The organism is Psychrobacter sp. Ps1 (genome assembly GCF_022129425.1).
Lineage (GTDB): Bacteria > Pseudomonadota > Gammaproteobacteria > Pseudomonadales > Moraxellaceae > Psychrobacter.
Window position 1 is genome coordinate 1 of sequence record NZ_JADQAN010000003.1, and the last position, 22,172, is coordinate 22,172.

The 22,172-nt window shown below is 42.7% G+C and carries 16 protein-coding genes, 2 pseudogenes and 1 other annotated feature; of the genes and pseudogenes, 13 read left to right on the forward strand and 5 right to left on the reverse strand.

All coding sequences use genetic code 11. The features are described 5' to 3' along the window. The first annotated feature begins 326 nt into the window (after nt 1–326). Entirely contained in the window at nt 327–635 is a 309-nt protein-coding gene (locus I3249_RS01750) for a metalloregulator ArsR/SmtB family transcription factor (RefSeq protein ID WP_101204781.1), read from the forward strand. Between the two features lie 272 nt (nt 636–907). Here I3249_RS01750 and I3249_RS01755 read toward each other — a convergent pair. After that, nucleotides 908–1,093 (reverse strand): annotated as a pseudogene (locus tag I3249_RS01755) (STAS domain-containing protein); the annotation flags it as partial. Nucleotides 1,094–1,142: 49 nt separating this feature from the next. Between I3249_RS01755 and I3249_RS01760 the strand changes: the two are divergent. The 10 genes and pseudogenes from I3249_RS01760 (at nt 1,143) to yfaE (ending at nt 11,212) form a co-directional block, all read left to right on the forward strand. Continuing rightward, a pseudogene (locus I3249_RS01760) lies at nt 1,143–2,362 on the forward strand (IS3 family transposase). Beyond that, nucleotides 1,418–1,534, forward strand: a sequence feature (AL1L pseudoknot). Its footprint overlaps the pseudogene before it by 117 nt. 301 nt (nt 2,363–2,663) lie before the next feature. Then, nucleotides 2,664–3,623 carry a bestrophin family ion channel gene (locus I3249_RS01765; RefSeq protein WP_238053062.1) on the forward strand — a complete coding sequence of 320 codons (960 nt, stop codon included), beginning with the start codon at nt 2,664–2,666 and terminating at the stop codon, nt 3,621–3,623. Nucleotides 3,624–4,130: 507 nt separating this feature from the next. Then, the gene (locus I3249_RS01770; protein WP_310649256.1) at nt 4,131–4,442 is read left to right on the forward strand and encodes a DUF493 domain-containing protein; all 312 of its coding nucleotides are present in this window, start codon (nt 4,131–4,133) and stop codon (nt 4,440–4,442) included. A gap of 503 nt (nt 4,443–4,945) precedes the next feature. Beyond that, nucleotides 4,946–7,222: a class 1a ribonucleoside-diphosphate reductase subunit alpha gene (gene nrdA / locus I3249_RS01775; RefSeq protein WP_238068256.1), complete on the forward strand. Its 2,277-nt coding sequence runs from the start codon at nt 4,946–4,948 to the stop codon at nt 7,220–7,222. 154 nt (nt 7,223–7,376) lie between these two features. Continuing rightward, the gene (locus tag I3249_RS01780) at nt 7,377–8,378 is read left to right on the forward strand and encodes a hypothetical protein (RefSeq protein WP_238068258.1); all 1,002 of its coding nucleotides are present in this window, start codon (nt 7,377–7,379) and stop codon (nt 8,376–8,378) included. Between the two features lie 196 nt (nt 8,379–8,574). Beyond that, nucleotides 8,575–8,826: a type II toxin-antitoxin system Phd/YefM family antitoxin gene (locus I3249_RS01785; protein ID WP_238068260.1), complete on the forward strand. Its 252-nt coding sequence runs from the start codon at nt 8,575–8,577 to the stop codon at nt 8,824–8,826. Beyond that, nucleotides 8,816–9,103, forward strand: a complete 288-nt coding sequence (locus I3249_RS01790) for a type II toxin-antitoxin system mRNA interferase toxin, RelE/StbE family (RefSeq protein ID WP_071001399.1) — start codon at nt 8,816–8,818, stop codon at nt 9,101–9,103. Before I3249_RS01785 ends, I3249_RS01790 begins: the two co-directional genes overlap by 11 nt. 38 nt (nt 9,104–9,141) lie before the next feature. Next, nucleotides 9,142–9,510 (forward strand): hypothetical protein, encoded by a 369-nt coding sequence (locus tag I3249_RS01795; protein ID WP_238068262.1) that lies wholly within the window; start codon nt 9,142–9,144, stop codon nt 9,508–9,510. Nucleotides 9,511–9,607: 97 nt separating this feature from the next. Next, complete coding sequence (gene nrdB / locus I3249_RS01800) at nt 9,608–10,741, forward strand: class Ia ribonucleoside-diphosphate reductase subunit beta (RefSeq protein WP_238068264.1); 1,134 nt, start codon at nt 9,608–9,610, stop codon at nt 10,739–10,741. A 201-nt stretch (nt 10,742–10,942) separates the two neighbouring features. Further along, complete coding sequence (yfaE, locus tag I3249_RS01805; RefSeq protein WP_101205363.1) at nt 10,943–11,212, forward strand: class I ribonucleotide reductase maintenance protein YfaE; 270 nt, start codon at nt 10,943–10,945, stop codon at nt 11,210–11,212. A gap of 187 nt (nt 11,213–11,399) precedes the next feature. Here the strand turns inward: yfaE and I3249_RS01810 are convergent, their stop codons facing one another. Continuing rightward, nucleotides 11,400–12,725: a trypsin-like peptidase domain-containing protein gene (locus I3249_RS01810; protein ID WP_201566687.1), complete on the reverse strand. Its 1,326-nt coding sequence runs from the start codon at nt 12,723–12,725 to the stop codon at nt 11,400–11,402. 380 nt (nt 12,726–13,105) lie between these two features. Between I3249_RS01810 and I3249_RS01815 the strand changes: the two genes are divergently transcribed. Then, nucleotides 13,106–13,930, forward strand: a complete 825-nt coding sequence (locus I3249_RS01815; RefSeq protein ID WP_238068267.1) for a Nif3-like dinuclear metal center hexameric protein — start codon at nt 13,106–13,108, stop codon at nt 13,928–13,930. A 1,095-nt stretch (nt 13,931–15,025) separates the two neighbouring features. Continuing rightward, entirely contained in the window at nt 15,026–16,234 is a 1,209-nt protein-coding gene (locus I3249_RS01820; RefSeq protein WP_238068269.1) for a transglycosylase SLT domain-containing protein, read from the forward strand. Nucleotides 16,235–16,398: 164 nt separating this feature from the next. Here the strand turns inward: I3249_RS01820 and I3249_RS01825 are convergent, their stop codons facing one another. The 3 genes from I3249_RS01825 to I3249_RS01835 all read right to left on the reverse strand — a co-directional run bounded on the left by I3249_RS01825 (nt 16,399) and on the right by I3249_RS01835 (nt 21,795). After that, complete coding sequence (locus I3249_RS01825) at nt 16,399–19,383, reverse strand: LysM peptidoglycan-binding domain-containing protein (protein ID WP_238068272.1); 2,985 nt, start codon at nt 19,381–19,383, stop codon at nt 16,399–16,401. A gap of 244 nt (nt 19,384–19,627) precedes the next feature. Continuing rightward, nucleotides 19,628–20,122 (reverse strand): hypothetical protein, encoded by a 495-nt coding sequence (locus I3249_RS01830; RefSeq protein WP_101205368.1) that lies wholly within the window; start codon nt 20,120–20,122, stop codon nt 19,628–19,630. 374 nt (nt 20,123–20,496) lie between these two features. After that, nucleotides 20,497–21,795: a hemolysin family protein gene (locus tag I3249_RS01835; protein WP_238068401.1), complete on the reverse strand. Its 1,299-nt coding sequence runs from the start codon at nt 21,793–21,795 to the stop codon at nt 20,497–20,499. Nucleotides 21,796–22,172: the final 377 nt, after the last annotated feature.

Genomic DNA, 22,172 nt, shown 5'->3' on the forward strand with positions numbered 1-22,172 from the left:
TTTCTTGGTCATGGTAAACTCCTCGTTGAGTCGTTAGTTTACCAAGTTTACTTGTACGGTTTCTTCAGCATAGCTCAGTACAACTGTCATAATTAAACTGGTTTTGGCTGTATACTCTACTGTTATAGAAATGTATAGTCAGAATACAAACGCTAGTTATAAGCTGTATGCTACTAGTAGCCGTTTACTTGTATATGGTTGACACATTGGTAGTAAACAAATACTACTACGCTTTAGTGTTTATACTTATAATGAGTAAACTAAAAACCTAATGTTCCACTCTGACAGTTGTTGATTATTAACTAGGTATCGATATCACACATTTTATGAATACAGAAAACATAATATCTGCACTTAACAACCCCATGCGTCGTCAAATCATAAAGTGGTTGAAGGACAGATCAAACTTCCCAGCGTCATTACCAGAGCATGCTAATCTGGATGGTGTATGCGTCAGCTACATTCAAGAAAAAGCTGGATTGTCGCAATCAACCATTTCAAACTATATGGGTGTGTTAAAAAAAGCAGGATTGGTTACGTCCGAACGCCATGGACAATGGACGTTTTATCAGCGTCATGAAGCTAACATCGAAGCATTTCTCAATGAAGTTGAAAAAGAGCTGTTAAAGCTTTAAAAATTTCTCATAATCTTTAGAGCTATTTTTCTTTGTTACAAAACATCTAGATATTTCAATATAACGATTAACTGTCTCCATACGGCATCATCCAAACCAGTTACTTCTTCCTTTCTAGCTATCCCTTCTCTTCTGCCATCCTATTAGCTTGTAAAAACTTCATCCATAATGGAATATAGTCTCCTAATCAGGTTTTAATCTGCATAAAAAAAGCCGAGATATACTCAGCTTTTTTGTATTTATCAATATGACACTATTGATACATAGCTAATTTAATGCGCGCCTAAGCTTTGCTCAGCATCTGGCTTATCACGCACACCGAAATTGTCTATCATCGCCTGGCTCGCCTCGTTCAAACCGATGAGCTCTACTTCAGTGCCTTCACGGCGAAATTTAATAATCACTTTATCTATGGCGGCGACTGCTGTCACGTCCCAAAAATGCGCGCGCGATACATTGAACCGCCCCGGGATTGTTGGAGACTCAATTTTCTGAGAGAATATGACAATGAAAACACGAAATTATACCCCTGAAATGAAAGAGAGCGCCGTCCGTATGCTGATTGCAGCTAAAGACGATTACCCATCCACCTGGTCAGCCATCAAAGCCATAGCGCCAAAGATAGGTTGCACGCCTGAGACCCTACGATCATGGCATAAAAAGCACATTGATAAAACCATTCCTGCAAACATTCAAGCTCAAAGCCAAGCGGAGCGTATCAAAGAGCTTGAACGTGAGAACAGAGAGTTAAAGCAAGCCAATGAGATTATAAAGAAAGCTGCCGCTTTTTTCGCCCAGGCGGAGAAGGGCCGCAAACCCAAGTAATGGTTGATTTTATTGAAGATCATAAACAACAATATGGAGTCGAGCCAATCTGTAGAGTATTACCGATTGCTCCATCCACATACTATCGTGCTAAAGAACTAGAAGAAAATCCTGAAAAGCGTTCACAGCGTAGTCAGCATGACGATTTCTACCTTAATGAGATTAAACGTATCTGGAAGAACAGCAAATGCCGATACGGTGCTCGTAAAGTTTGGCAACAGTTGAAAGCAGAGGGTATACATCCTGCACGCTGCACTATAGAGCGGTTAATGCGTCAGCATGGTATGCAAGGTGTTTGGCGAGGTAAAGGTAAGATAACGACTAAGTCTCGTGATGATCAAAAGCGTGCTGATGATTTAGTTAATCGTAACTTTAACGCCCATCGCCCTAACCAACTATGGGTAGCTGATTTTACCTATATAAAGACATTGAGTGGTTGGGTATATACCGCCTTCATCATTGACGTATTTGCCCGCTGTATTGTTGGCTGGAAGGTGTCTAATCGTATGAATACTGATATGGTGATGGCAGCGTTAAATCAAGCCATTGCAGACAGAAATAACCCAAAAGATGTGATTCATCATAGTGATCGCGGCGTTCAGTACTTATCCATTCGCTATATTGATAAGATGGCTGATTCTAGCGTCATTGCATCTGTTGGTACGACGGGTGATTCATAAGATAATGCGTTAGCTGAAACGGTTAACGGGCTTTATAAAACAGAGGTGATTGAATATTTAAAACAGCAGTGGCAAGGTGTGAATGATGTTGAATTAGCAACCCTTGAATGGGTCGATTGGTTTAACAAAACTCGCATTCATAGTACGATTGGTTATGTGTCGCCTTTTGAGTTTGAGAGACGATACTATGATAGTCTTACTGAGTCAGACAAAGCTGCCTGACTCAAGCAATCCACTCTCCGATATAGTCGGGGCGGTTCATCTTTGTGGTGGCAGCTTTTATAGAGTTAAGAAGTGATATTTTGCGTCATTTTAACATACATGAAGTGGATTAATAAAAACATCGCCCTTTTGGCGAGGATTTAACTTTTTAGCTATCCCAATTACCGATCCTAAGTCACCACTCTACTCTTCTATTTGAATAAATTTATAGTCTTTTGGGCTTTACAGATCTCGATTCTATATTAGAATCACACGAGACATTTAATAGTGTCTCCATATACCCCATCTCTAGGAAACTGACATGATTGTCCGGCAAACACCCAATGCCCTTAAGATATTTTTCACTCTGCGTGGATCAATCATTCCAAAAATTTATCCGCAAATTTTGCTGATTACTATTCTTAGTACGCTCATCACGATTATTCAGCACTGGATGCCTGACTCGTTTCCTTATTATGGTATGGCAACGTTTACCTTGCTCGGGATTGCCTTATCGTTGTTTCTTGGGTTTCGAAACAATGCCAGTTATCAGCGTTGGTGGGAAGCGCGCGGACTGTGGGGTCAGCTGGTATATGACTCTCGTAGCTTAACGCGCCAAGTGCTGTCTTTTATAGATGATGACGATGCGAATGCCATAGATGATGGCGAGGATGACAATGCGACTGCACACGATACTCAGCGAACGATGGTATATCTGACCATTTCTTTTGCCCATGCTGTGCGCCACCGATTGCGTGGTACGCCACCTTGGGCGGATATCGAGCCTCTTGTTGCAGCGATACACCATGACCGTATGCGCCAAGCGAAAAACGTACCTGATTATATAATGCGCCTAATGGGTAAACAGCTTGGCGATATTCGGCGTCAAGGACTGGTATCGGAACAAGTCATACAAAATATGGATGAACGCCTGACCTCTATGACAATTGTACTGGCAGCGTGCGAGCGCATTCATAACACACCACTGCCCTTTGCTTACATGCTGCTGGTACATCGCACGACCTATTTATATTGCATTATGTTGCCCTTCGGTTTGGTAGCATCACTCGGTTGGGCAACCCCGTTGATTTGTGCGGTGATTGCTTATACCTTTTTTGGTTTGGACGCGCTTAGTGAAGAGTTAGAAGAACCTTTTGGCTTGGCGGCTAACCAGTTACCTTTGACTGCCTTGTCACGCACTATCGAGATTAATCTACGAGAGGCATTGGGAGAGACGGATATTCCACCTGATATCACTCCTATCAATGGTTATTTACAGTAGCTTCTATTAATAGTTTTAATAAAAGCCACTTAGCTTACTACTTTAAGATGAAACGGACTAAATACAGACTTCACTTGAATAATCGCTCATAGACCACTATAAACAGTGCATATATTCTCTGCCTAATATAGCCAGTCCACTATAAAAGTATGACAGCGTTAACCTCGCTTGAAGTATCACATCTACACTCGGTTGCCTTGTACTACTTTTAAATTGAATCGACTATAGCTTGACTGATTTAAGTGCCACTTACGACCATACTGAGCCTGTCTCAGATTTTTGCGTTATGCTTTTGGCATGATTTGAGCAGATGTTTAACTAACTAAATGTCTATAGCAGCGATTTTCGAATGACTTAATGTTAGTTACTTACTACTAATGACTGATTAACTTTTTCCTATTTATCTATATAAGCGAGGCTCATATCATGAGTGATGATTCAAAAGACAACAACGACAACAGCGCAAATAACCCAACCAGCAATCAGCCATCAGTTAAAGTCACTGACCTGACGCCAAATAAAGGCGCATTGGTAGGCAAAAAGACTGATATTCAAAACCCAGAGCTTTGGGAGTTCCCGATGAACTACCCACTAAGCATCATCGGTCATGAAGGCGAGCGTGAAAGTTTGCTTAATGAAGTGAAGCTAATTTTGGGTAGCCAGTTCCCTGATTTTGATTTGGCGTCTATCGAAGTTAAGCCGTCTAAAACGGGTCGTTTTCACTCAGCACGGGTCAATTTGTACCTCACCGCTGCTGAGCAAGTGAATGCGCTTTATGCCTCACTTGATAATGCAAAAACGGTTCGTATTGTTTTATAAGTCGCATAAAAAACTTTCACGCCTTTTTAGTCCAAATCGTCACTCGCTAGTAATAACATATGGGTGGCGATTTTTTGTGGTTTGATGTACAATCTGCGCCCGCATTATTGCCGCCATGACTCGCAATATCAGTCGACAATAACCGAGAGAATGAAAAGCAAATCGTCACGAAATTTTTACAAAAATTTTATTATTGACTGCATTTGCGTCTAACCCTTATCCCATCGTCCTTTGCCAAAATTTGGACTGCCTACAACCTTGTAGCAACATAGTTTTATTCTAAAATCAATATAGTATTTTCAAAATTTTCCCGCTATATTGTGCCTACCAATTAACAAACACGCTATATGTAGTACTCAGTGATTTTAACCGTCACTATGAGTAGTGGTAGCTTTTTGTCCAAAAAAACCAGCTAGCACAACCCAGCATAATAGCGTTATAAAGAATGTCTGCCGCCCACTCGGCACGCAGCATCACAATAAGCAATCAAAATAGAGGCCAGCATGACACATATTGACAAAATCCAAGTAACCAAACGTGATGGACGTTTAGAGCCTATTGATTTAGACAAAATTCACAAGGTAATCGCGTGGGCGGCTGATGGTTTGGACAACGTGTCTGTGTCTCAAGTTGAGCTAAAGTCGCACATTCAGTTTTATGAAGGTATCAAGACTCGTGACATTCACGAAACCATCATCAAATCTGCCGCCGACCTAATCTCTGAAACCACGCCTGACTATCAATATCTGGCTGCGCGTTTGGCTATCTTCCATTTACGTAAGATTGCTTATAACAAATTTACCCCGCCGCACCTATATGACCATGTCAAAACTTTGACTGATGCTGGCAAATACGATCAGCATATCCTAGCTGACTATAGCCGTGCTGAATTTGACGAGTTAGAAGAATATCTGGATCACTGGCGTGATATGAACCTTGCTTATGCCGCTGTCGAGCAAATGGCTGGCAAATATCTAGTACAAGATCGTGTGAGCAAGACTGTCTATGAGAGCCCGCAGTTCTTATACATGCTGGTCGGTATGTGTCTGTTTAGCCAATACGACAAGTCAGATCGTCTTGATTTCGTCAAACGCTTCTATGATGCAACTTCAGAGTTCAAGATCTCACTACCGACGCCTATCATGTCAGGTGTGCGTACGCCATCGCGTCAGTTTAGCTCGTGCGTATTGATCGAATGTGGTGATAGCCTAGACTCTATCAACGCCACCACTAGCGCCATCGTACGCTATGTGTCACAGCGTGCTGGTATCGGCATTAACGCAGGTCGCATCCGTGCCCTTGGTAGCCCTATCCGTGGCGGCGAAGCGCAGCATACTGGCTGTATCCCGTTCTACAAACTGTTCCAGACTGCGGTGAAATGCTGCTCACAAGGTGGCGTCCGTGGCGGTGCTGCGACGTTGTTCTATCCACTATGGCATTTGGAAGTTGAGTCATTACTGGTACTCAAAAACAACCGCGGCGTCGAAGACAACCGTGTTCGTCATATGGATTACGGCGTCCAGTTAAACAAGACAATGTACACTCGCCTAATCAAAGGCCAAGACATCTCGCTATTCTCACCAGGCGACACGCCAGGCCTATACGATGCGTTCTTTGAAGACCAAGACAAATTCGAAGAGCTATATACCAAATACGAAAATGATCCTAACATCCGTAGCCGTCAAATCCCAGCTGCTGATTTGTTCAGTCTAATGATGCAAGAGCGTGCCAGTACGGGTCGTATTTATATTCAAAACGTCGATCATTGCAACACGCATAGCCCATTTGACGCGACGGTTGCCCCGATTCGTCAGTCAAACCTATGTATGGAAATCGCACTACCGACCAAGCCACTGGATAACATCAATGATGAAGAAGGCGAAATCGCCCTTTGTACGCTATCAGCGGTCAACTTGGGTAAAGTCGAAAACGTCAGCGATATCGAAGAGCCAGCCGAGCTAATCGTCCGTGCACTTGATGCCCTGCTCGACTATCAAGACTATCCAGTAAAAGCCGCTCAAAACGGCAGCATGCGTCGTCGTACGCTAGGTGTGGGCGTAATCAACTATGCGTATTACTTAGCCAAGAATGGCGCACGCTACTCTGACGACTCAGCATTGGGTCTGACCCATCAAACGTTTGAAGCGTTGCAGTTCTATCTCTTAAAAGCGTCAAATAAATTGGCCAAAGAGCAAGGCGCGTGCCCTGCGTTCAATGAGACTACGTACTCACAAGGTATCTTGCCAATTGACACGTACAAAGCCGACTTGGACAAAATCTGCCAAGAGCCGCTACATCTAGACTGGGAAACGCTACGTGGCGAGATCACTGAGCACGGTCTACGCAACTCTACCCTAACCGCCTTGATGCCTTCTGAGACCTCAAGTCAGATCGCCAACGCGACCAACGGTATCGAGCCACCACGTGGTCTGGTCTCTATCAAAGCGTCAAAAGATGGCATTCTAAAGCAAGTCGTGCCTGAGATTGACAAGCTAAAAGATCAGTACGAGCTACTATGGCAAATGCCAAACAATGACGGTTACCTAAAGCTGGTCGCTGTCATGCAGAAGTTCGTCGATCAAAGTATCTCTGCCAATACCAACTACGATCCAGTTCGTTATGCTGGTGGCCGTGTACCGATGAAGATATTGCTAAAAGACTTGCTAAACGCTTATAAAATGGGTGTGAAGACGTTGTACTATCACAACACTCGTGATGGTGCTAACGATGCCCAAGCGGATATGGAAGATGATTGTGCTGGCGGTGCATGTAAGATTTAGGTTGAAAAAAGAAGCTCTTTAAATAGAATTTCTGATGGATGGCGGGTTTGGCTTTTGGTTAGGCTCGCTGTTTTTTAATAATTTAATTACATCTTATAGCTGTACCCATAAATATTAAGAAAATCTTTTGACCATTGTAAAAAGGGAATTATTGATGGCCAGTAATATTGAGCGCATGAATAACAATAATGATGCTGATAATCAACCAACACTTGAAATTGGGGGTAGAGGAAATTTAATATCTCCAAAAATTTATCAATCTATATACAATCATATAACAGGGAGAACTGAGAAAACCTCTCAAACTTATGAAGATAATATCTTAGTTGGCTTTGATGAACTAAAACAACTTCACCTCAAGATATTACAAATTAAAGATATTCATAATGTACTAGCCCAGAATGAAACTATTTCTCTATTTTTTTCAGGTGAAAGAAGAGAAGTCTTTACATCCTTTGAGAGATTTGAAAAATACAATTCTAATAACACTAAGCCTACAAAGAGCTTGCAGCTGAAATATAATTTTTCGCTTTTACTAGCAGGAACTTCAGTACCTCAAGAATATGTTGTGACGATCAAGTTAGTATCAAGATTTGCTTCTATTCAAGCTTTTGAAGAAAAGAAAAATAGACTTCTTCCTTCAGGTTTAGTAAACATACTTGTATCTAATACTGCTGATATCACTATTGAATATGTAGACTATCTAGTCGCAAAGACTTATCTTCAAGCATTCGATGAATGGATAAAAGGCTGTCCCTGCGAGCAAGAAAGTAGATTTACTTCATTATTACAGTCTTTTTCGCATTATGTTCCAAGGATTATTCAGTTAATTATAATTGCGATTTGTTTATATTATTACAATATTTATATCTCTACACTGTCAGAAAGTTTTGATAAGGATTGGGGACGGTTTTTTCTCTTTTCTTTAGTTTCAATTTTTGTTCTGACAAAAATAGCTTTTATAGTTGGAGAAAAAATCGAAAGATATATAGATAGTTTCAAGCAAGACTCATATTTGAATTTGAATAATGGCGATAAAAAATTAATTAAAGAATTTGCTTCTAGAAAAAAAGCTACTTATAGAAAAATCTTTTTTCAATTGGTAATGACTGTGGTATTGGGTATCATCAGTTCTAAACTGTCTCTATTATTTTGACGAAGCCTATAATTTATGGGGTGCGGCTGAACGTAGCTGTAGGGTACTCGTAGCGTACCGATGATATGTAAATTGTGTTTAAAGGTGCGCGAGGCGCACCCTACAAATTAAGCGTAAAGATATTAACAAATAAGACCTAATTTTCGTGCTAAAATTAGCCCTATATTTAGAGCGTAATTTCAACGGAGAATGCGTCATGCAACCAATATTTGCGACACAAACAGCCAGTATTTCAGAGCTAAAAAACAATCCTTCTGCATTGATTAAACAGTCAGATGGTGAGTCGATTGCGATTTTAAACCACAACAAACCCGTGGCTTACTTGGTCTCAACAGACGTCTTTGAGCGCATGATGGAAGCGATGGACGATATGGCACTCAGCCAAACCGTAAACGCACGGATGAATGATGGGCAAACACCGATAAAGGTCACGTTAGATGACTTATAGTCTTGAGTTTCACCCGCTAGCGTTAAAAGAATGGAAAAAGATAGCGCCAAGTATCCAGCAGCAATTTAAGAAAAAATTACAGCAGCGACTATCCAACCCTCATGTGCCTGCGTCAAAACTCTCTGGACATACAGACACTTATAAAATTAAATTACGCACCATAGGGTATCGTTTGGTATATACCGTCAAAGATGACGTGGTGGTGGTTTATGTATTGGCAGTTGGTAAAAGAGAAAACAACAAGGTATATGACAGTCTGGCGACGCGTCAGCCATAATCAAAACCTAGCAGAATAAAACGACGGAGGTCATAGACGTGCAATATACCGCAATCATCAAAGACGGTGGTTTGTTTATCCCAAACGTATTTTCAGACCTAAACGATGGTGGCTCGCATATCGTACAAGTCGAGGTTGATATTGCAGCGGTGCGTCAGCAGTTAGGTGTAGACGAAACACCCAAGACAACTATCGCCAAAAAAAGCGCGGCAAAAGCAGCCAAAAAACCAGTATCGAGAGCGGCTAAAAAAGACGTAAAAACAGCAGAAGAGTCTGATGTGAGCACCTTACGCAAAAGCGCACTTGATGAATTAGAAGCACTCGATGATAGTGAGCTGAGCGAAATATTCAAAGCCTATATGAACGATGGGCAAGAGTCGTCACAGATATCGCTAGAGAACCTATAAGCTAAAACGCTATAATCCAAAAATGTGTCATAACCTCAAATCAAAACCAGTCAAACCCCTATAAATTAATAACCGTATCAATTATAAAGGCAGTCCCATGACTTACTCGATTTTTTCTCAAACGCCAAACAATGCGCTAAAAGAGCCGATGTTCTTTGGTCAGCCCGTCAACGTGGCGCGCTATGACCAACAAAAGCACCCTATCTTTGAGCAATTGATTGAAAAGCAGCTATCGTTCTTTTGGCGTCCAGAAGAAGTCGATGTATCAAAAGACCGTATCGACTTTAGCAATCTGTCCTCGCATGAGCAGCATATATTTTTGAGCAACCTCAAGTATCAGACCCTACTCGACTCGATCCAAGGTCGTAGTCCAAACGTGGTGCTACTGCCGCTGGTGTCTATCCCTGAGCTTGAGACATGGATTGAGACATGGTCGTTCTCTGAGACCATTCACTCACGCAGCTATACGCATATCATCCGCAATATCGTCAACGATCCAAATATTATCTTTGATGACATTATGCAAAACGAGCACATCTTAGGCCGTGCCTCTGATATCGCCCAGTACTATGATGAGCTGTATCGCAACTCGCAGCTATATAGCCTGTATGGTCCAGGTACGCACAATATCAATGGCGAGGAAGTAGCTGTTGATTTGAGATCATTGAAGAAACAAATGTACCTATGCATCATGGCGGTCAACGTCCTAGAAGCCATTCGTTTCTATGTATCGTTTGCTTGCTCGTTTGCCTTTGCTGAGCGCAAATTGATGGAAGGTAATGCCAAAATCATTAAGCTCATCGCTCGTGATGAAGCGCTGCATTTGACTGGTACACAGCACATGCTGAACCTGATGCGCAACGGTCGTGACGATCCTGAGATGGTCGAAATTGCCGCAGAGTGCTATGAAGAAAGCATTGAAATCTTCCGTAAAGCTGCTGAGCAAGAAAAAGAATGGGCAGGCTATCTGTTTAAAGACGGCTCGATGATCGGTCTAAACAAAGACATTTTGTGCCAATATATCGAATACATCACCAACTTACGTATGGAAACTGTCGGCTTGCCAGCGGCGTTCCCGAACTCAAAATCAAACCCAATCCCGTGGATTAACACGTGGCTATCGTCTGACAATGTGCAAGTAGCACCGCAAGAGACTGAGATTAGCTCATACTTGGTCGGTCAGATTGACTCTGATTTGTCAGACAGTGATTTTGATGATTTTGAGCTATAAAGGCTCCGAATTATAAGAGCTGAGTTGTAAGAGCTTTGAGCTAGAAAGACTGAACTATAAGAGCTTTGAGCTAGAAAGACTTTATATGATAAAGGCTTAAGCGATAGAAATTTGAAGTTATAAAATTTCTATCGCGGTAATCGTCTTATGGGTTAATAGTAGGGATAGCAATAGCACAGACATATCCCAATAGGATTCACGATGACTTGGGTAATGACCAGTAAAAAGCAGTTCTATCTGCATGATGACGAGAGTCTGCTAGATGGACTGCTACGCACCGGACACGAGGTAAACTACCAATGCCGCGAAGGCTACTGTGGTAGTTGCCGAGTCAAACGTATTGCCAGCTCGCATACGGTCGACTATCCATTTGACCCACTGGCGATGATTGAAGAAGATGAAATCCTGCCCTGCTGTTGCCGTGTGCAAGGTGTTATTTATATCAATCATGATCCTATTGAAAAGTTATAGCAGGGTTATAAGCAAGAAGGGTTATCAGTAAACAAAGCTAGTCTTTGAGTTCAGAAAAACCAGCTCCAACAAAAAGCGCGCTCCTTATCTAAAGGAGCGCGCTTTTTTGTGCTATCAGCTAAATAAAAGTGCTGACTCATATATACATTATGAGCCAACACATAGTGGTGGTAAGAACAACTACAACTTACTGCGACGCGGCATCTTGTTCAAACAGTTTCATTAGCTCTTCGCGCATACGATCACGCTCTGCCTTTGACATCATTGGCGTTTCTTCATCGCCTTGAATGTTTGGCTGCTCCATTCCGCCCATGCTCTCATTTTGTAGTACGACAGGACGCTCAAGTGGTTCTTGTGCTGGACGCTCTTCTAACGTGATTTTTACTTGGGCATTTTTACCTTGGCGTAGTATCTGCGCATCCAGTTCAGTGTTTGGCGGCTTACGAGCAACATACTGAATCAAGGTATTGGCATCTGTCATCTCAACATCATCAATGGTTAGGACGATATCACCAACACGTAGGCCACTTTTTGCCGCTGGGCTGTTATCAATGACGTTTAGCACTTCTACGCCTGTTGACGTCTCTAACTGTGTTGGGTCACGTAGCTGTGACTGAATCTCAATACCTAACCAGCCACGACTGACACGGCCGTCTTTGATCAAGGCATTCATCACTTGCTCAACCAATGCCGTCGGAATCGCAAAGCCAATACCCATCGAGCCACCAGAGCGCGAGAATATGACGGTGTTGATACCGACTAGCTCGCCATGAGCATCGACCAGTGCGCCGCCTGAGTTACCCGGATTAATCGCCGCATCAGTCTGGATAAAGTCTTCAAACTTATTAACGCCCAGTCCAGTACGACCAGTCGCTGAGATAATCCCCTGCGTCACCGTCTGACCCACACCAAATGGATTACCAATTGCTAGCGCCAAATCCCCCACACGAATTGGATCTTCGCGGAAGCCAAGTGGTGTCAGCCCTGTCATATCGACCTTGATCACGGCCAAGTCGCTATCAGGATCTGTACCAATGATTCTGGCACGGCTCTTACGACCATCATTGAACGCGACTGTGATTTCATCTGCTTTTTCGATCACATGGGCATTGGTCACGATATAGCCGTCTTCTGATACGATCACACCAGAGCCTAAATTGGTATTGCCCTGCTCTTGTGATGGGCCACCATGATACTCAAAAAACCGGCGCAGTACGGGATCATCCATATAAGGATGCTCGGTCATCGTTTGCGTCGTATAGATATTGACTACAGACTGCGACGCACGCGCCACTGCATTATGATAAGAAGAGATAGGCGCTGGCGTGTCCGACACTGGCTCTGCTGCTTGCTGCTCCGCAGGCGGGGTTCTCGGCGGCTCCCATGTGGCCTCTGACGTCGACTTCATACTCGTGAACAACCAGATAAACGCTGCCAACACTAGCAGCAATAAGACCCAAGGTAACCATTTTAATAAAGACGCCTTGTTGTTGGTGTTCCGGGATGACGACATATAAAACCTCTATAAATTTATTGCAAACAGACATTGAAAAACGATGTGAAATAATGGCGACCGCTTAGCTAGTCTTGACCCATTCATCAGATGGTCAAATGCTATACAGCTAGGCAGACTCACGTGTATAAATTATAACCGCAATACCAGTAAATAGTAACGTATCGTGTACCATTTCAGTTATCCAGCTTGTCTGCTTGCTTACAACGACATGTTAAAATAGCTTTTACGATGCTCGACATTTCAGCATTTCGAGAATTGAACATAAAGCTAGAAGCCCAAAACCAAACATTTTCAAACATGACAGATAATACATAATTTTTGCTTAGTGAATCCATAGCACCTTACGACATACATTTTATTGATGACAGGAAAACATAATGACTGCAAATCATACGACAGCTGAATCCAATACTCAAAGTATCAGCGCTCAGGCATTGACACAGTTCTGTGACGACTACTTATCTACCAGTGCGTTTAAAGACTATGCACCAAATGGTCTGCAGGTCGATGGTGGACAACCGATTCAACGTATTGTCACTGGTGTCACGGCTTGTGAAGCCTTGATAGATGCTGCGATCGCTGACAATGCCGATGCGATTATGGTGCATCATGGATACTTCTGGAAAGGTGAACCTGCTACGCTTACTGGTATGAAAGGTCGACGCGTGCGCAAGCTGATGCAACACGGTATCTCTATGATTGGCTATCATCTACCGCTCGACGCACACCCAATCTCTGGCAATAACGCAAAGCTTGCTGACGTACTCGGTATGACGATCAACGGTGCGCTCTATCCTACCGAGTCCCATCCTGTGGGCAATATCGCTACTTGTACACCGCAAACTGCTGACGATCTCATTGCCACCATTACTCAAGCCTTAGGTCGCGCGCCATTACATATTCCAGCTGAGTATCATACAGACTCATCTGTTCAGACAAATGGTAGGCTGATCGAACGTGTGGGTATATGTACAGGTGGCGCGCAGGATATGATTGAGCAAGCGGCTAGCATGGGCTGTGATGCGTTTATCTCTGGTGAGATATCTGAGCGTACCACGCATAGCGCACGTGAGCTTGGGATTGACTATTTCGGTTGTGGTCATCATGCGACGGAGCGTGGCGGTATTCAGGCGTTAGGAGAGATAGTCGCTCAAAAATTTGGTCTGCCAGTTACTTTTATCGATATCAAAAACCCAGCATAAACTAGCCACTTAAAAAGCCATTTTAAACGGTTATTATTTATAGAGAAAAATTTGCAGAGAAAAACTTCTAGAGAAAACGATAGTTCAAAAGCCAAACCAGACTTGCTAACAGCTTCAGTCAAACCATAAGCACAAAGTCTAGTTTGACTGCTATTTGAACTTTGTTATTCTATTTTTGATTATCGTGTACCAAATATCTGGAAAATTAACCGTTTATATCTTAATTGTTAAGTTTTATCGCTTTTTTCTTAACTCTACTTGAATAATGCAATTAGTAACCGCATATTACTACCCGTAAGAAAGAACGTTTTGTCATGAAACTTCCCACTATTACAGCTTCCGGTTATGGCACCAAAATAATGCTGGTAGTTGTTTAAGACTTTATGATGCTATATCAGCGATAAGATTTTAAACCGCTACCCATTGAAATACTATGTTTGCACTATATATGTTAGCGGCATGGTATTTTTTTATTTTTGGTGTCGCGATGACGGTATGACATAGTCAGTTTGATAGACAGCTATAAACTATTAACTCTGGTTATTTTGCTTACCCTCATCGCTGGACAAACAACTTTATTAGCCAGCTAGTCTATTACTAGTAACTTAATATTAGTGATTCAAAGTATAGCCAGCCATCAAAGTTAGCATAGTTAAAACAGAGGAATGTATTTGCCTCATTGGCAAAACCTTACATCAATGTTTCAAGCTATGTCTCTGTCTCAATAACTTAATCATGACCTTACCTATGTTTGATATATAGTTGTTTGGCCACTAGCCATATTTAGTTATCGATGAAGGAATCATCTGATTTATATCCTTCGCGTCGTTGTGCGTTCAGTATTTTAAACCAGTACTAATAAACACTGTTTAGAACGCTTTTATGACATATCGATAGCTGGCTGACGACAAACTATCCCACTAACTCTTAGAGAGAGTACGCTAGTGGCGCTATAGTCAAACAAGATAGAGTGGCATTCATCCTATTAAAAATGCCACTCTATTTAAGATACGATATCGATATATGTCAATATTATGCACATATATTTATACGTGTTTTTGCGGTAAGAAGGATGGCTAAAATCAGGAGACATCCATGCAGCGTATTACTTATCGTGTAAAAGTATCTGCGCAAGGGGCCAAACGCCGTATTTCTTATTTACTGCGTCCATCTAAACGCCTACTGAACACCAAAAGTAACATCGTTTCATCCGTTACCCCTATTGCGTCTAATCATTTTGCCAGAACCAAGAAGCTGGCACAAATCTCTAGCATCGCTCTACTCTCGTTGCCCGCTGAGAGTTTGACGACCATGAACACATCGGTACCAGCCTATGACAATGTCATGCTGGAAAATACCTTGACCATTGCTGCGGTACCAGGCGATAGCACTTACTTTGCTACCGATGGCTTCCAACATGGTTTTGGGTTTGATCTGGTGCGCACTTATGCCGACGAGCTCGGTGTCGATATCAATCTAAAAGCCTATGCCAGTGAAGAAGCGGCACTAAAAGCACTAAGAACAGGCAATGCTGACATGGCGCTGACCACGGCTAGCACCAAGCTAAAAAGCCAGTTGAACCTATCATCTATCAATGTCAGCTGTGGTTATGATTCTAGTCTGACTAAGAACGGTCTACACCCTAAGGTAAGTTGGACGTTTAGCTCATCCAATGATCCACTGTCTAGAAAAGCCAGTTACTTTTTGTGCGATAGCATCAAGCTAAAAAACACACAAAAACTTGCTGCGTTCTACAATCAAAACCTGCTTAAAGATGCCTATAGTCAGGATCACTTCCAGAGAACCTTAACGGAAAAGTTACCGGACTATCAGTCTTCGTTTGAAGAGCAAGCACGCAATTATAATCACGACTGGGAACTATTGGTCGCGATGGGTTATCAAGAGTCACATCTTGATGCCAATGCTGTGTCGCCGACTGGCGTACGCGGATTGATGATGCTGACCAATAACACTGCAAAAGCGATGGGCGTCTCAGACCGTGTCGATCCTTACCAAAGCATTGGCGGCGGTGCACGCTATCTAGAGCAAGTAAAAGCAGACTTCTCTGATGTGCCAAAAACTGACCGTATCTGGTTTGCCCTTGCAGGTTATAACATGGGTCCCAATGCAGTAAAAAGAATCCAACGCGAACTACGAGCTCAAGGTATCGATGATAAGAGTTGGGCAAACGTCTATACTTATTTAGCAGATAATAGAGCGTCGAATAGCCGCTATGGTCAAGCCATGCACTATGTCAGTAATATCAGAAGCTATCTTGAGACTATTAAGACTCAGACGGTCTAATTTGTAGCTATTACTAGACGGTTCGCAAGCTAAACCTTCACAGTAATTTATTCTTATTAAATAAAAAAAGCTGCTCTTATAAAGAGCAGCTTTTTTGTGCGTTACGATTCATAGTTAATATTAATGACGTCTCGTTTAAACGGTATCCATTAATATTTTATTCATTAGCGATTAGGTACATTCAGACGCTGACCGCGCTGCAACATCGTATCAGCGGCGATATTGTTCATATCAGCCAGCTCTTGGGTTGAGACACCATATTTACGTGCTAGACCAATCAAGCTGTCGCCCGAACCAACCGTGTAGCTTACTGTCGCTTTTGGTACTTTAAGTGTTTGGCCGCGTTGTAGCTGAGCATTGGTCGATAGATCATTGGTCGCCGCCAAATCCTCTACTGAGATGCCAAACTGACGTGCCAAAGCAATCAAACCATCGCCAGATTTAACTTTATAGTTTTCAGTGTTACCTAATTTCGTACCACTGCTTACTGAGCTACTACTACTAGCAGAGCTGCTACTTTGGCTGCTACTAGATGCACTTGCCACACTGCCGCTAGCAGGGATGGTAATAGTACGGCCCAGTATCAGATTCGAATTGGTATTCAAGTTATTCGCTGATGCCAAATCACTTAAGCCAATATTGTAACGTTTAGCGACACCCGTTAATGTATCACCTGATTTTACTTTGTAGCTGACCGCTTTGTCATTCAACTGACGGTCGACCAATTCTTTAGAAGCAGGTACTTTAATCGTTTGACCACGTTGCAAGCGAGCCTTTGCATCGAAATTGCTATTTACCGCAGCAAGTTCCGTTGCACTCACTCCGATGCTATTCGCAATACCAATCAGCGTATCACCTGATTTTACTTTGTAATTGGTGGTCGCGACCGAGCTTGAGCTGTTACTACTGCTCGCACTTGTAGTACTTGCAACATCGAAATTAACACTGGCTGGCACTTTAAGTGTCTGACCAACATATAGCGAACTTGTGCTGTTGATGCCGTTGAGGCTGGCTAAAGTATCTGTCGACACATTGAATTGACGTGCCAATGCAATTAATCCGTCCCCTGCTTTTACTTTATAATTCTTGGTCGCAGTGCTTGATTTACTCGGCTTGGTAGAAGGAGCGGCAGGTGTTGTCGCAGGTGCAGTCACTTTACCCGGTATGAGCCATAATTTTTGACCTCTGAGCAAATCAGCACGGCTGCTCAGATTATTATAGCTGGCTAGCTGAGTGACCGATAAGCCAAAACGATTGGCCGTACCGATAAGCGTATCACCACCTTGTACGACGTAACTATCAGGCTGACTAGCGGCTGCATTGTTAGCAGTACTTAATGGCTCGATAGTCTTGGCATCATATAGATACAATGTGCTGCCAGAGAGCAGATTAGCACTGGCATCTATCTGGTTCCATTCTGCAATATCACGCCAGCTAACCCCTGCTCGACTCGCAATGTTCGAGAGCGTATCGCCACGTTTTACCGTATAAGTGGTACGCGTGCCTTGTGGTTTTGGCTTACTTACCGAGGTTTTGGCAAAGCTAAGTTTTTTCTCTGCGCCACTCGCTTCTAAGATAGATTGCTGTGTTTGTACGGCTGATAGATTAATATTGCCGTCAGCATTGATGACATTGGTCTCAGAAGTATTTCTACGGATTTGATTGGCGATGAAATCTCGCTCTTCTTTGCTAAGCGGTGGCTCTTGGACAATCGTATTGTTCTGAGTAATCTGAGCTGAGGTGGTCGGTAAGCTGTTACTGCTCTTAAGCTCAGCATTGATCTTGTTAGTCTCTGCGGTGGTCAGTGGTGGCTCAGTGCGAGCTGAGGAATTACCACTGTATACCGAGCTGCTAGTCGGTGTCGCAGACGGTGAGATATAGCTGGTGGTCTGCTGAGGTACACTTGCACTAGCGGCATAATCAGCCAATGCGCTACCAGTAGACGGCAGTGATGAGGCAGTATATGGTTTGTTATTGTAGCTTGGCGTAGTCGCTGTCGTGCTTGAGCTACCTGCGTTGCTTGATGCAAGCACATTGCCTGTACCATTACCTCTGAGCCCACTTAGTTTGGCATCAGCATTAAGGCTAACATCGTTAGGAATGATGACACGCTGTGGACCTGAAGAATCAACACGGCCTGATGTCAGTGCAGTATTTAGACGTTCTAGCTCATCGTAGCTAACGCCAGTTAACTGCGATACTTCTGCCAAGCTCACACCATAGTTAACAGGTACACTGCGGAAATGCTGACGGTTAGCGATAGCGGGCAAATACACACCATACTGCTCAGGCTTGGCGACGATTTCGGCTACAGCTAAGAAACGCGGCACATAGTTCATCGTTTCGGTCGGTAATTGAAGCGACCAATAATCTGTTGGCAGTCCGCGCGCTGCGTTGGCATCGATTGCTTTTTGTACACGGCCAGGGCCAGCGTTATAAGCAGCCAATGCTAGCTCCCAACTACCAAACTGGTTGTGCAATGCTGTTAAGAAGTCATAGGCAGCACGTGTTGATTCGATAACATCGCGGCGACCATCATAAGTGCTGCTTTGATTCAGACCATAAATACGGCCCGTACTCGGGATAAACTGCCACAAGCCCGCAGCTGCCGCACTACTCGTACCACTTGGATCGTAAGAGCTCTCGATAACCGGTAGCAAGGCAAGCTCTGTTGGGATGTTGCGACGCTCTGCCTCTCGTACCGTATGATAGATATAACGACTGGCACGTGCAGTTAGGCGATTTAGATAATCCTGTCTACTGGTAAACCAGCTTTTTTGACCTTCAATACGCTGATTATAGATTGGCTTACCACCATTCATGCGGTAGCCTGCGCGTAGACGATTCCACAAATCACCATATTGCTGAATAGCAAGCTGGTTACCTTCTACCATGGTCATGTCAGTGGCTTCTAACAAGTCAGCCAACTCATCCAAACTCTCTGCATCTAAAAACGCAGTTGAGTAGTCTGCACTACCTGTATTAGTCCCTTGATTGGCAGGACTTTTAGTGATGACAGATGAGCTATTGGTCGCACCTTTGTTTTTTACCGCTGATGTATTGCTACACGCACTAATCAGTAAAGTGGATACCGCAAGCGTCAATGGCAACGCAATAAATGAGCGAGAGTGTGATAGCACAGTAGACATGATATTGGAGGTTTCCTAACGACAGAAATTAATAAGATAAAGTTGATGGATAGTATAGTATGCAATGTAAAGCAAAGACTAGCCTAATATAAAAGATAATCATAGACGCTCAAGTAGCCTATAAAACTAAGTAATAACTGTTTAACCAACTAAAATCTCTTATAAGTTAGAATCTCAGCCAATTAAACTAACTATCGCTTATATAACCCATTATATTTTTGAGTCTTGCGTGATTAATGGCGATTTAATTAATAGCTACCTGTGATACTGCGCGCAAGAGCACTGCATTACCAGTAGACAAGGTCAAGGTCACACGAGATGTGGTAACAAATGATACTTGCTGACCATTTTTTACCCAGCTCTCATTGGTCGTCACATTGGCTTTGGCTTGTGAACCAGTAATCACCACATTATCTACCGAAATATCATAGCGATAATTAGACGTATCATTCCAGCTGTTTTGAAGCAGCTTTAAATACGCGTCTTTATCTAAACTGGTAGATTTACCTTTTCTAGATAATGAAATCAATGCGTCGTCCGATACTAGGCGCGATACCTGATTGATGCTCTGGCTATTCGCTGATGCTTTCATTGCGGCGGCATAGTTCTGTACCAAATCTTCGGTCATAGTTGCTGCTTGTGCATTGATACTGATGGTGCTGGCTACTGCTACGATTGCAGTGATGCTGGCGCTTTTCACCAATAGAGCTAATAGCCTATTTCCCAATAATTTTTTCATGATAATCCTTAGCGATATTTTTTTCGTTAGTGTCATATATTGACGATTAACGCTCTTTTATCATTTATTTTGGCAGTGTGTCTGTATAGATATATCTATATAAGTATACTCATATCATATGCCGAGCCTATCATCGAATTCTCACAGCCATGTGACACCCTGTGTAATTATTGCGAATAAAAACCCAAGCTATCAAATCAAATGTTCTTAACATTTTATGCTATAAATCCTAGCTCAAACGGTTAGATGCTTTGCAGCTCTAGTTTGATAGTCAGCCCATAATGAGCTGACCATTTTTAAACCATCAATCTTTAGAACCATCAATATTTATGGTTAAGCTATCCACGTTAGAGTTTTGCTTCATTAACGCTTCGTTAGGACTTAGGTTCGTTGTTACTGTCTTCATATTGCTCATCATCGCTGAGCTTCATGCCTAAACGCTCTACCCGTCTATCCATCATCTGGCGAGCCAAGGCCTGCATGTCTTCGACGCGGTCTATCTCATCAACAATTTCGAGACCTAACAATGTCTCAAACACATCTTCTAGCGTGACTAAGCCTTTAACTTCACCATATTCACCGACTGTAATCGCAATATGAATACGATTTTTTAGCATCAACTCTAACAAGTCAAACAGCTTCATTTTAGAGAAAACAAAAGTGATGTCTCGTTGAAATTGCGTCAACGGCTTATGCATAGCATGGTTCACTTTAGCCAACAGCATGTCCGTTTTTAGGACAAACCCTGTAATGTTATCTAGGTCACCATCATAGATTGGCAGGCGAGAAAATGTCAGCTTTGGACGATCAACCAATAGCTCAGCGACGGTTTTATTCTCTTCGAATGCAAGCATCACCGAGCGCGGTGTCATGATGTCTTCGACTTTAATCGCGCCAAATGCGAGCAAGTTACGAATGATACGCGACTCTAGTGGGTCAATTTGTCCTGACTCTTCACCGATACTAGCAAGAGCAGCAAACTCACGGCGGCTAAATGTTTGCGGCTCTTTACCGCGTACCAATAGTTTCGTCAGACGCTCTGAGAACCAGATTAATGGGTATAGCAGCATGATGATGCCACGAACGAAATAAGCAACCAAACCACTTAGTTGACGCCAGTAAACTGTACCCAGTGTTTTTGGGATAATCTCAGACAAGAATAAGATAGCAAGCGTCATGAGGGCCGAAAACAGACCAAACCACGCGCTACCAAAGACAATCGTAGCCTGTGCACCCGCACCGATAGAGCCAAGTGTATGGGCAACCGTATTTAACGTTAAAATAGCAGCTAGCGACTGGTCAATATTGTCTACTTTGAGACTTTTAAGCATTTCTGCTTTTTTTGGACTGGTCTCTTGTACATCCGCAATAAACGATGGCGTCATGCTCAGCAAAACAGACTCTGCTAATGAACAGACAAAGGAGACACCAATAGCGAGTAAGACAAAAAATATCAATAAAGAAACGCTAAGCGCGGTTGGTGCTGCCGCCTCGCTAGATGTTGATACAGCACCAGCTGCCCACACTGCATGCGGTAGCATAAGAATTGCTAATGCAGATAGTGCTAAAAAAGAAGTATAACCAAATCGAGAACTAGTAGTCATTCTCGGGGGAGGTTCTGCAGATGCGTCTTTACGATGAGCGCGCGGACGACATAAACGAGGTACAAACATAAAAGTGGTGAACAAGTTAGGTAACCTAAAAAGAGTAAAAGGAAGATAATGTCATGAGCAATTTATATCGAGTTGCAGAATACTATTAATAAAGTAATAAAAGACTTCTGTCTATCGTATAAATAATTACTCAAAGCTGATTTAATCGCTATTTCAAAGCCATACTATGCTTCAATAAGCCGTATTATGCTTGAATATATAGCATACTAAATACAGGCAATCACTGCCATTTGATAGTAGCATTGATGATACCATTTCACAATAAGTCGCCATTTTTAAGTTTTTGTTTTTTGATGACTTTTATTACCCTACTATTAACGGTTGTATGACGATATCTTTACTAGCCAATTCATGACAGTTATTTAGCCTGAGGCTTT

Excerpts from the sequence above, each read along its gene's own strand:
- yfaE (WP_101205363.1), top strand. The coding sequence starts at position 10,943 with ATGACTTGGGTAATGACCAGTAAAAAGCAGTTCTATCTGCATGATGAC.
- I3249_RS01785 (WP_238068260.1), top strand. The coding sequence starts at position 8,575 with ATGCAACCAATATTTGCGACACAAACAGCCAGTATTTCAGAGCTAAAA.
- I3249_RS01835 (WP_238068401.1), bottom strand. The coding sequence starts at position 21,795 with ATGTTTGTACCTCGTTTATGTCGTCCGCGCGCTCATCGTAAAGACGCA.
- I3249_RS01810 (WP_201566687.1), bottom strand. The coding sequence starts at position 12,725 with ATGTCGTCATCCCGGAACACCAACAACAAGGCGTCTTTATTAAAATGG.
- nrdA (WP_238068256.1), top strand. The coding sequence starts at position 4,946 with ATGACACATATTGACAAAATCCAAGTAACCAAACGTGATGGACGTTTA.
- I3249_RS01780 (WP_238068258.1), top strand. The coding sequence starts at position 7,377 with ATGGCCAGTAATATTGAGCGCATGAATAACAATAATGATGCTGATAAT.
- I3249_RS01790 (WP_071001399.1), top strand. The coding sequence starts at position 8,816 with ATGACTTATAGTCTTGAGTTTCACCCGCTAGCGTTAAAAGAATGGAAA.
- I3249_RS01815 (WP_238068267.1), top strand. The coding sequence starts at position 13,106 with ATGACTGCAAATCATACGACAGCTGAATCCAATACTCAAAGTATCAGC.
- I3249_RS01765 (WP_238053062.1), top strand. The coding sequence starts at position 2,664 with ATGATTGTCCGGCAAACACCCAATGCCCTTAAGATATTTTTCACTCTG.
- nrdB (WP_238068264.1), top strand. The coding sequence starts at position 9,608 with ATGACTTACTCGATTTTTTCTCAAACGCCAAACAATGCGCTAAAAGAG.
- I3249_RS01830 (WP_101205368.1), bottom strand. The coding sequence starts at position 20,122 with ATGAAAAAATTATTGGGAAATAGGCTATTAGCTCTATTGGTGAAAAGC.
- I3249_RS01750 (WP_101204781.1), top strand. The coding sequence starts at position 327 with ATGAATACAGAAAACATAATATCTGCACTTAACAACCCCATGCGTCGT.
- I3249_RS01820 (WP_238068269.1), top strand. The coding sequence starts at position 15,026 with ATGCAGCGTATTACTTATCGTGTAAAAGTATCTGCGCAAGGGGCCAAA.
- I3249_RS01825 (WP_238068272.1), bottom strand. The coding sequence starts at position 19,383 with ATGTCTACTGTGCTATCACACTCTCGCTCATTTATTGCGTTGCCATTG.